This window comes from Flavobacterium sp. NPDC079362, assembly GCF_050267765.1.
Classification (GTDB): Bacteria; Bacteroidota; Bacteroidia; order Flavobacteriales; family Flavobacteriaceae; genus Flavobacterium; species Flavobacterium azizsancarii.
This window is the reverse complement of record NZ_JBNNFM010000065.1, coordinates 1-9,024: the sequence shown is the minus strand read 5'-3', so window position 1 is coordinate 9,024 and position 9,024 is coordinate 1. Positions and strand designations below refer to the sequence as shown.

General features: G+C 33.3%; 9 protein-coding genes. 6 read left to right on the top strand and 3 right to left on the bottom strand.

The genetic code is table 11. The features are described 5' to 3' along the window. Positions 1–65 precede the first annotated feature (65 nt). Both ACQKCJ_RS24455 and ACQKCJ_RS24450 read right to left on the bottom strand, forming a co-directional pair. On the bottom strand, positions 66–527 hold the full coding sequence (locus ACQKCJ_RS24455; RefSeq protein ID WP_427403121.1) for a hypothetical protein: 462 nt from the start codon (positions 525–527) through the stop codon (positions 66–68). A 19-nt stretch (positions 528–546) separates the two neighbouring features. Then, positions 547–687, bottom strand: coding sequence for a hypothetical protein (locus ACQKCJ_RS24450; protein WP_271335769.1), 141 nt, complete (start codon positions 685–687; stop codon positions 547–549). A 329-nt stretch (positions 688–1,016) separates the two neighbouring features. On the opposite strand from ACQKCJ_RS24450, the gene ACQKCJ_RS24445 reads away from it, so the two are divergent. The 5 genes from ACQKCJ_RS24445 to ACQKCJ_RS24425 all read left to right on the top strand — a co-directional run bounded on the left by ACQKCJ_RS24445 (position 1,017) and on the right by ACQKCJ_RS24425 (position 6,405). After that, positions 1,017–1,277, top strand: coding sequence for a hypothetical protein (locus ACQKCJ_RS24445; protein WP_271335770.1), 261 nt, complete (start codon positions 1,017–1,019; stop codon positions 1,275–1,277). An 822-nt stretch (positions 1,278–2,099) separates the two neighbouring features. Beyond that, positions 2,100–2,483 (top strand): CinA family protein, encoded by a 384-nt coding sequence (locus tag ACQKCJ_RS24440; RefSeq protein WP_427403120.1) that lies wholly within the window; start codon positions 2,100–2,102, stop codon positions 2,481–2,483. A 116-nt stretch (positions 2,484–2,599) separates the two neighbouring features. Beyond that, positions 2,600–4,786 carry a hypothetical protein gene (locus ACQKCJ_RS24435; protein ID WP_427403119.1) on the top strand — a complete coding sequence of 729 codons (2,187 nt, stop codon included), beginning with the start codon at positions 2,600–2,602 and terminating at the stop codon, positions 4,784–4,786. A gap of 201 nt (positions 4,787–4,987) precedes the next feature. Next, positions 4,988–5,566, top strand: coding sequence for a flavodoxin family protein (locus tag ACQKCJ_RS24430; protein WP_271335773.1), 579 nt, complete (start codon positions 4,988–4,990; stop codon positions 5,564–5,566). An 86-nt stretch (positions 5,567–5,652) separates the two neighbouring features. Next, the gene (locus ACQKCJ_RS24425; protein WP_271335774.1) at positions 5,653–6,405 is read left to right on the top strand and encodes an SDR family oxidoreductase; all 753 of its coding nucleotides are present in this window, start codon (positions 5,653–5,655) and stop codon (positions 6,403–6,405) included. Positions 6,406–6,562: 157 nt separating this feature from the next. Here the strand turns inward: ACQKCJ_RS24425 and ACQKCJ_RS24420 are convergent, their stop codons facing one another. Next, a complete protein-coding gene (locus tag ACQKCJ_RS24420; RefSeq protein ID WP_271335775.1) occupies positions 6,563–6,892 on the bottom strand; it encodes a YegP family protein in 330 nt (109 codons plus the stop codon). 353 nt (positions 6,893–7,245) lie between these two features. On the opposite strand from ACQKCJ_RS24420, the gene ACQKCJ_RS24415 reads away from it, so the two are divergent. After that, positions 7,246–8,478: an exo-beta-N-acetylmuramidase NamZ family protein gene (locus ACQKCJ_RS24415; RefSeq protein WP_427403118.1), complete on the top strand. Its 1,233-nt coding sequence runs from the start codon at positions 7,246–7,248 to the stop codon at positions 8,476–8,478. Positions 8,479–9,024: the final 546 nt, after the last annotated feature.

Here is a 9,024-nt window from a genome sequence, read left to right as displayed (position 1 = left end):
CAATTTTTGCCTCCACTCAAAATTAACCCAATAAAAATCAAAACATCATCAAATAAAAAACCGTCTCAAATTATATGTTTTGAGACGGCTTCTTTCTTGTTTTTATTTCTTTTAGGATCTTCTTCTTCGATATCGAGATCACTATCGAATTCATTTTTTCTAAATTTGTCATGATTAGTCTCATCCCGGATAAATTCGTCATTTTGAATTTGTTCGTTACTCAATTCTCCAATTTCGAATTCTTTGCGATGCAATTCACTATCATCTAATTCGTTACTTCCTAATTTTCTGTCTTGATTATCAATTTCTAAATTAATATCAGATTCAAACAGGTCGTTATTTTTCAAATCATTTTCAATGTCTTGTTCAGTGATGTCTTTTAATTCACTGTCTGATTCATTATCCAGATTTTCAGAATCATAAGGATTGTTATTCAAATTTTCAGTTGCCTCGTCAGTAATTTGAGAATCCGAATTTTTAAAATTACGATCTTCCGTACTATTAAATTTGTTATTTTCTGTTTTCATAATAAAGGTATTTGTATTACTATTTTTTGATTTGTGCTACTTTCTTAGTTTCGATATTTGACTTTTCATTGCTTCTCGATGAGGTAGTCTTAGAAGCAACTTTTTTATTTGATGCTCTTGCACTTGTAGCAGTACTATTTTTATGATATGAAGTATCCATGATTTTACATTTAATTAATATTTACAAATCTAATAGAGTAACAAAGGGTTTACTTATAAGATTTTAAGGAATAATTGTATAATTGTCAGCTTGTTATGTTATTGGTAAACACAATGTTGCTATGTGTTTTTTATGTAATAGAACGATAGAAAATGTCTTAATTAAAAAAAAAGACTCTGACATTGATAAACTCCTTAAAAAAGAAAAAAAATACAAATGGAAATAATATAAGTATCATGAATTAAAATGTAAGATTTTTTTATTTTTAAATACAAAATTTGCTTTGAATGAATTAAAAAGTATTTATTAATTATTTGAAAATCAATATTATGAAAAAGTTATTATTAACATTCGCAATGATTATGATTGTAGGATATGCTTCTGCACAAGAAACTCCTAAATCAAAATCGAAAACTACAACGGACACAATCCATCAGGGAAAAACGCACAAAAGCACCCAGAAAAATTCGACAACTACCAATAAGACTGAGACAACAAAATCTAAGTCTACAAAAGGTAAAAACAAGTCGACAAATTCTACTTCTAGAGATAGTATAAATCGTCCAACAGGTCAGGGAACTCCTAAATAATCGGAGGAACTCGGTGTTAGTTTTTAGTCTAAGTATTCAGTCTCAGTCACAGTTTTGAGCTTTCAGTAAATATTCGCTGTATTATTTAAATTATAAATAAATACTATCACTGAAAAAACTGCGACTGAGACTACGACTGAAAAACTGCGATTGAAAAACTGCGACTGAAAACTAATACTTACCATATTATAAATTATTAAAATTAAAATTATGAAAACAGCATCCAAAATCAAAACGGGACTTTTAGTTGTTGTTGCCGGACTTGCATTTTCATGTTAAAAAAATGACGCTGCTACAACAAATAATCAGTACACAGATTCAACAGCCACTGAAACAACTGTTGATACTACCGAAATGGGAACAGATACAGTTGGAACAGGAACATCAGGCACGACCGGAACCGGAACTGTTACAGATTCAACAACTGCAAAAGGTAAATAACTTAAGCATCTTACTTATGCTTTTATTAATTCTTGATTGTAAATAACCTGTAGTATATGCTACGGGTTATTTTTTTTTCAAGTAATAATTGAAAAGAATATGTTTTTTAGGGAATAAAATTCTATAAAATCTATTTGTTATAATGTAAGCAAAAGACGTTTTAAGATTTGAAATTTGTATAGCTAAATAATTATGGCAGAACGTTCTAAATTTTAAAATATTTGATTAATAGCATTGAGATTTTGAGTTTTAATGTTTTCACAACAATCAGTGACTCAATTCTTTTTTGCGTGTAATAAAAATTAATTTATCGAAAAACTACACCCGTTAATTCTTTAATACGGAAACTGAAAAATAATTATTGATAAAAAAAGCGAAATTATGCCATCAGAAATTATTACGGAATGCAGTAAAATTATTGCAGAAAAAGGTTTAAATATTGCTTTTGCTGAAAGTGCATCGCCGGGAAGACTTAGCGCAGAATTTTCTCTTACGCCAGATTCAGGAAAAATCTTAAGAGGAGGAATTGTATGTTACGAAGTTTTTGTAAAAGAACAAATTCTGAACGTCCCTCATTATCTTATTAAGGAATTTACGCCGGAATGTATAGAGGTGACAAAGTATTTGGCGCAACAAACCGCTCAGTTTTTTAATTCGAAAATAACAGTAGCAATAACAGGTCTTACAACTCCTGGAGGCAGTGAAACCAAGGAAAAACCTGTTGGCACTATTTTTCTTTATATAATAACACCAGCAGGAACATAAGCCACAAGGAAGTGTTTTCTGGCAATGCCGAAGAAATTGTACTCAAAGCTGCCGATCGTGCAGCATCATTAATCCAAAAGAAAATAAGTTAAACTAACCCATTAAATTATTACTACATGCAATCAATTTCACCATGGGCTGCGACAGTGCAGTCAGATCTGGAAAATAGCACGGTTTTGTGGGAAAAGAAATTCCGTGAGTATACCTTTCAATTATACAACACTGGCGATTCGTTATGGATCGTTGCATTATGGCCCAAACAGGGAAGAATGGCTTTTAGGGCAGCTTTTGGTTTAAACAGCTGTTTTGAAATAACCAATTTATTCGACGATGGTCAAACGACGGTAATTAATTTGACAACGAGAATTGGAAAATACGAAGTCACGATCGATTTCCCGAATGATTTCTCGCCATTAGTGCATTATAAAACATCTTTTAAATCAGATTTTCCGATCATGATTCCGTTTTGGCCACGTGATATTTTGCCTTTAACAGAAAAAGGAAATGTCGAAAATACCTTTGGAAACATCCATACACATCAGGTAGGAGCACGTTCAGGACTTATTTTTCTGAGTATGACAAAGCCAAAAACCGGATCGGTATTTTACTTTCAGGATTTAGGTTCTATGAGTGCATATTGTGAAGCAACTGAAACGTCGGTGGCTGAAACAGTAGGAGGAGACTGGCCGGAAATAGGTTTTCAATTACCGTTGACAGAAGATAAACCTCTGCCGGCAGATAAAGATTTTGTTTTATCAGATGCTTATGTATTATTTTCAGACCAAGTTGCCGAAGATGATATTCAGGTTACACATCAATTCTTAAATAATTTGGGTGAAGTGTATAAATCGCTTCCACACCCGAAAACCGAATATCACAAATGGCCCAAAATTGCGCAGAAATGTCAGGAAGATTTATACAATAACAAAGGCTGTTGGACACAAACAAACGGTGTTCCGTATTTGAATGCCTATTTGTGCGATTACAAAACGCCATCGGAAATTATGGTGCAGCTTGCTGTATTAGTGCCTTTAAAGGAATATATGGAATGGACCGGAGAAAAACATCAGCTTTTTGATGATTTGCAAAGAGGAATTCAGGCATTTTACGATCCTAATATAAAAACTATAAATCGCTGGCTTCCTGCTTTATATGATAAACTGGACGGATCAGAGGAACAAAAAGAGAAAATGGTAATGGATTCCTGGTATCTGCACCATCCGTTAATGAATCTTACCAGACTTGCCTTAAATGGAGAAAAACTTGCCGAGAAAATACTATTAGATTCTATCCAGTACGCTATAAAGGTGGCGCGCCATTTTGACTACGAATGGCCCGTTTTTTATAGAATGGACACATTACAGGTTATTAAACAGGAAACCGTACCCGGGCAAGGCGGTGAGCATGATGTACCGGGCTCATATGCCCATTTAATGCTTTTGGTTTATGAATTAACAAAAGATGAACTTTATTTGCGTGAAGCAAAAAAAGCAGTCAAAAAATTGATGGGTCATGGCTTTCAAATTTTTTATCAGGCGAACAATACCGCTTTTTCTGCCGGCGTACTTTTAGAACTTTATAAAATAACCGAAGAAAAAATGTATCTCGATTTGAGTTATGCCTGTCTCGCAGGATTATTTAAAAACATGCAAATTTGGGATTGCCAATATGGTTTTGGAAAAAATTATCCCAATTACTTTTCTGTTTTTCCGCTTAACGATGCGCCATATAGTGCCGTATACGAGGAACATGAAGTTTATGCCAAATTTTGCGAATACATGATAAAAGCAGAAGGTGTTGAAATCCTGCCGGCCTTAAGAATTTTAATTCCAGAATTTATAAAATATTCCGTTACAAGAATGCCGTATTATTATCCGTTAAAATTGCCAGAAAATATGCTTTCTGATGAAGTGAAAACGGGAGAAATTCAACCAAAATTATGGATTCCGTTGGAGGATCTTTATACCGGTTGGGAAAAAAGCGGTCAGGTTGGTCAGGAAGTTTATGGTGGAGGTGTGGCTTTTGGTGTCGTGCCAAGACAATATTGCAAGGTTAAAGATGAAGACTTTTTGATATTTTTTGATTATCCGATAAAAGGCTTTAGAAAAGTTAAAAATACAATAACTTTTAAAACCTTAGGAAGTGAAGAATTCTACTGTAATGTCAAGATTATTTTTCCAAAGAAAATTTCGAAAAATCTAAAAGTTACCCAAAATAAAAAAGCAATAGAAAAAGAATTTTCGGGAGCAACAGTGCTCCATTATACGATACAAGGAAACAGTCAGGTAAAAATAGTGTGGTAAATCACTTTTGTTATTCAAAGTAATGTAATTAATTGTAAATGAAAATAATATAAAAGTTATTTGGGAAAATTATAAACTTTCTGCCAGAGGAATGTTTAGTTTTAAATAACGGAATATTAAGCGCTGTTGTTGACTGATTGATGTTTAGATAAAATGCTTAAAATGCCTTTAGAAAAGTGATACATTTTTAAATAAAAAAATATGAAAGCGATTATACTTTTAGCTACACTTAAACAAAACGGAAGATCAAATACCCAAACTCTGGTCGAATTTTTAGAGCCATATCTTGAAAAACAAAATATAGAATACGAAGTCATCAAACTTGCAAAACATAACATTCTGCCGGGCACTTATACGCACATGGAAACAAAAGATGACTGGCCGGAAATCTATGAGAAGATCACAAACGCCAAAATTTTGTTATTTGCCACGCCCATTTGGTGGAACAATCATTCATCTGAACTTCAAAGATGTATAGAACGACTTGATGAAGTTTATGATAAAATTCTGGCGGGAGAAAAATCTCCGCTTGAAGGGAAAATAGGAGGCGTGATCGTCACAGGAGATTCTGATGGAGTCGAACATATTACAGGAAATATTGCTAATTTTTTCTGTAGTATCGGAGTAACAGTTCCTCCGTATACTTCTTTGGGAGTTATATGGGAAGGACATTCTAAAGATTCTAAAAAGACAAAAAAACAGCTTTTGGATTATTATAAAAGAACATACGCCAAAGATGCCCAGGCAATGGCCGAATCATTAGCGAAAGCGGCAAAATAATAATTATTTGTATTGAAAATGAATTTGCAGATAAAGCATATCACTCACTAAAAGTATGTTATTACACGACTTAAAAAATTATTATTATGAAAAATTTAAATGAATATTTTGGATCAAACATACAACAAAAAAATATCGTGATTACAGGCGGTACAACAGGAATAGGAAAAGCCACGGCTGAATTGCTGCTTTCTCTTGGAGCAAGAGTGCTGATTTTCGGCAGGGATCATGAAGATTTCCATAATACTTATGAAGAACTTACCTCAAAATATCCTGAAGCCGAATTGTTTGGAACATCAGCAGATGTTACGAATGAGAACGACATTAAAAGGATTTTTGATATTGTAGATCTCAGCATGGGAGATATCGATATATTAATTAATAATGCGGCGCTATCTGCTGGAGGAATTACCAATAACGATGATTGGAAATACGTAGTGGATACAAATATCAAGGGATACATTGATTTTGCACAACAAGCTGTTGAAAGAATGAAAATACAAAAATCAGGACATATTGTTAATGTAGGATCGATGAGTGCCGAGAGAAAAAATCCGGAAAGCACAATTTATGTAACCACAAAATCAGCGATTCGTGGATTTACGGCATCACTTCGTAAAGAAATAAATCCCCTTGGAATAAAAGTAAACTTAATCGAACCCGGAGCCGTAATGTCTGATATGCAGCCCGGAACCAAAAAAGAACAACGCGAAAAAATAGAAAAATTAGAAATGCTAGACGCAGATGATATTGCAATGAGTATCTTATTTATTTTATCGCAACCCAAAAGATGTGATATTGTCAGCATGCAGATAAGACCGCATTTACAGCTTATTTAAAAACCAAATTTCAATCGTCGATCTCTGTTATGTCGGCAACAAGCCTAAATAATTTATTGCATGAAGCTCCAATTACGAGTTTTATTCTTTAATATTTAAACGGTTGCATAACTCTTATGTATTACCGTTAGTTTAATTCGATTGTCTTAATGGTAATTCATGACTCGTCTTCGACGGCAGCTATTGGTGCCAGTTTCTGCACTCTTTTTATCGCCTGCTCGCGGGAGAGCGTACTTGGAAAAAGGACACTTGTAGCAATCGTCTTTCCATTATTGGATTTGAGATAGAAATAAAGTTCCCATTCAGTACTGGTCTTTTTCTGAAATTTATTTGCCTGACCAGCATAGGACCGCAAACATTCAATGGTTTTTTTACAGCTTATTTTAGTTGTATATTCCCGGGAGTTCAGCAAGAGAGTTCCAGCCCTAGATTTGAGCTGTACCTGATACTTGCCTGCTGTTTTTCTTATAATTACAAATTTCCCCATTTCTTTAAGATTTATGGTTAATTTTTTTATCACTCGAGCAAGCTACTAATTTACATATTCAAATTGAAAAAATCAAGCAAGAATAAAAAAATAACGGTTTTATAACAGTTTTTTTAACATCGTACCTCTTGCGCCATCATTTTTGATTCATAGAAAGATACATTGCTGATAATCAGAGGTGCAGTCTCTGATTATCAGGCAAAAAATCTACTTGAAAATGTTTAACAACAGCTAGCTTTAAAATTTTAAAGCAATTATAAGTTTAAAGCAGAATTATTATTAGTCTCTGATAAAAAAAGCATACTTTGGTATAATGAATTGATTTTTAATGGTATATAATAAATAAAGCTATAATGATAAGATATACAACTCTGATTTTTTTTATATTTCTTGTGACTGGTAATATTAAACATCCCACGCAAATTGTATCGTCAACCCACAGTACATCCAACAAGTCGGGAATTATCACAGGTGCCGATCAGACTGAAAAATATTTGCCGTATCTAAAAGGAAAGCGAATTGGAATAGTTGCAAATCAAAGTTCGATAATTGGCAAGAAAAGTAGTGTCGATAGTTTAGTAAGTCTTGGAATTAAAATTGTAAAAGTGTTTGGGCCTGAGCATGGTTTTAGAGGGAATGCCAGTAATGGAGCCGTAGTGGGTGATGAGAAAGATGATAAAACCGGTATTCCGATTATTTCTTTATATGGTAAAAATGAGAAACCAACAAAAGAACAGCTGGCAGATATTGATCTTTTGGTTTTTGATATTCAGGATGTAGGCTGCCGTTATTATACTAATATCAATACTCTTGAATATGTTATGGAAGCCTGTGCAGAAAACAACAAGGAGCTGCTAATTCTTGATAGGCCAAATCCTAATGCATATGTAGTAGACGGACCGGTAATGACTGATGATAAATTTAAATCAGCTATTGGCATACATCATACACCAATGACTCATGGTATGACAATAGGAGAATTTGCACAATACCTTAATGGCGAAGGATATCTTAAGAAGCAATGCAAAATAAAGATTATAAAAGTTGCCAATTACAGTCATGATATACCTTATGTATTACCTATATCTCCGTCACCAAATTTAAATACACAACAAGCTGTAATGCTTTTTCCTAGCTTATGTATGTTTGAAGGAACAGCAATCAACGAAGGTAGAGGAACGTATATGCCGTTTACTATTTTGGGAGCGCCCGAATTAAAGGGCAAATATTCTTTTTCATACAAACCTGTAAGTATTCCCGGAATGAGTGAGGCACCAAATCACAAAGATGCCGTTTGTTATGGTTTAGATCTTCATAACTATAATATAGACAAATTGCGAAATAGACGTCAGATTAATTTATCATGGCTAATTGAATTATACAATGCTTATCCTGACAAGGCTAGTTTCTTTAATCAGGAAAGAGCCAATACAGGTGTATCACCTTTTGATCTGCGTATAGGTACAGATCAACTTAGAAAACAGATCATCGCAGGAGTGCCTGAAGCTGAAATCAGGAAAAGTTGGGAACCAGGATTGCAGAAGTTTAAGGCTGTACGGGCAAAATACCTTTTGTATACAGATTAATTTGTGATTTTGTACAGAATAACAAATCTCGCACCTATTAACTCTTGGTAAATTCAAACTTAGACTAGTTTGGTTTAATTATGAAGAAGAAGATTTTTTCTTTACCCAAAATTAAAATGAAAAGCTATTTGAATAAGGCCTGTGCACAATGTTAATGATGTTTTCTTAATAAAACATTTGACTTTTAGGTGTTTATGTCTTCTAATAGAGTATTCACAACTCAATTATACTATCTCTGTTCGTTTGTTTTTTAGTATCAATTGTGCAAAATATACCAACCGAAAGAAAAATCCTTAAAAAATGAAAAATAAGTAATGTTTAAATTGTATGTTGTCAGTGTGTTATGAAAAAGTTTTAAAATAACTTTAAAATAATGCATAAAAAAGATTGGAAATGCGGAAACATTATGTACTTTTGCACCCGCTTTGAAACACAAGCGAAACACAAAAATAAGAAGACACGTTCGTAGACATATTGAATTGACAGCCGTTTTAACAGAGATGTTAAAACAAAAGAATAAAGAGTAAGATAATCGAGAGATTAAAA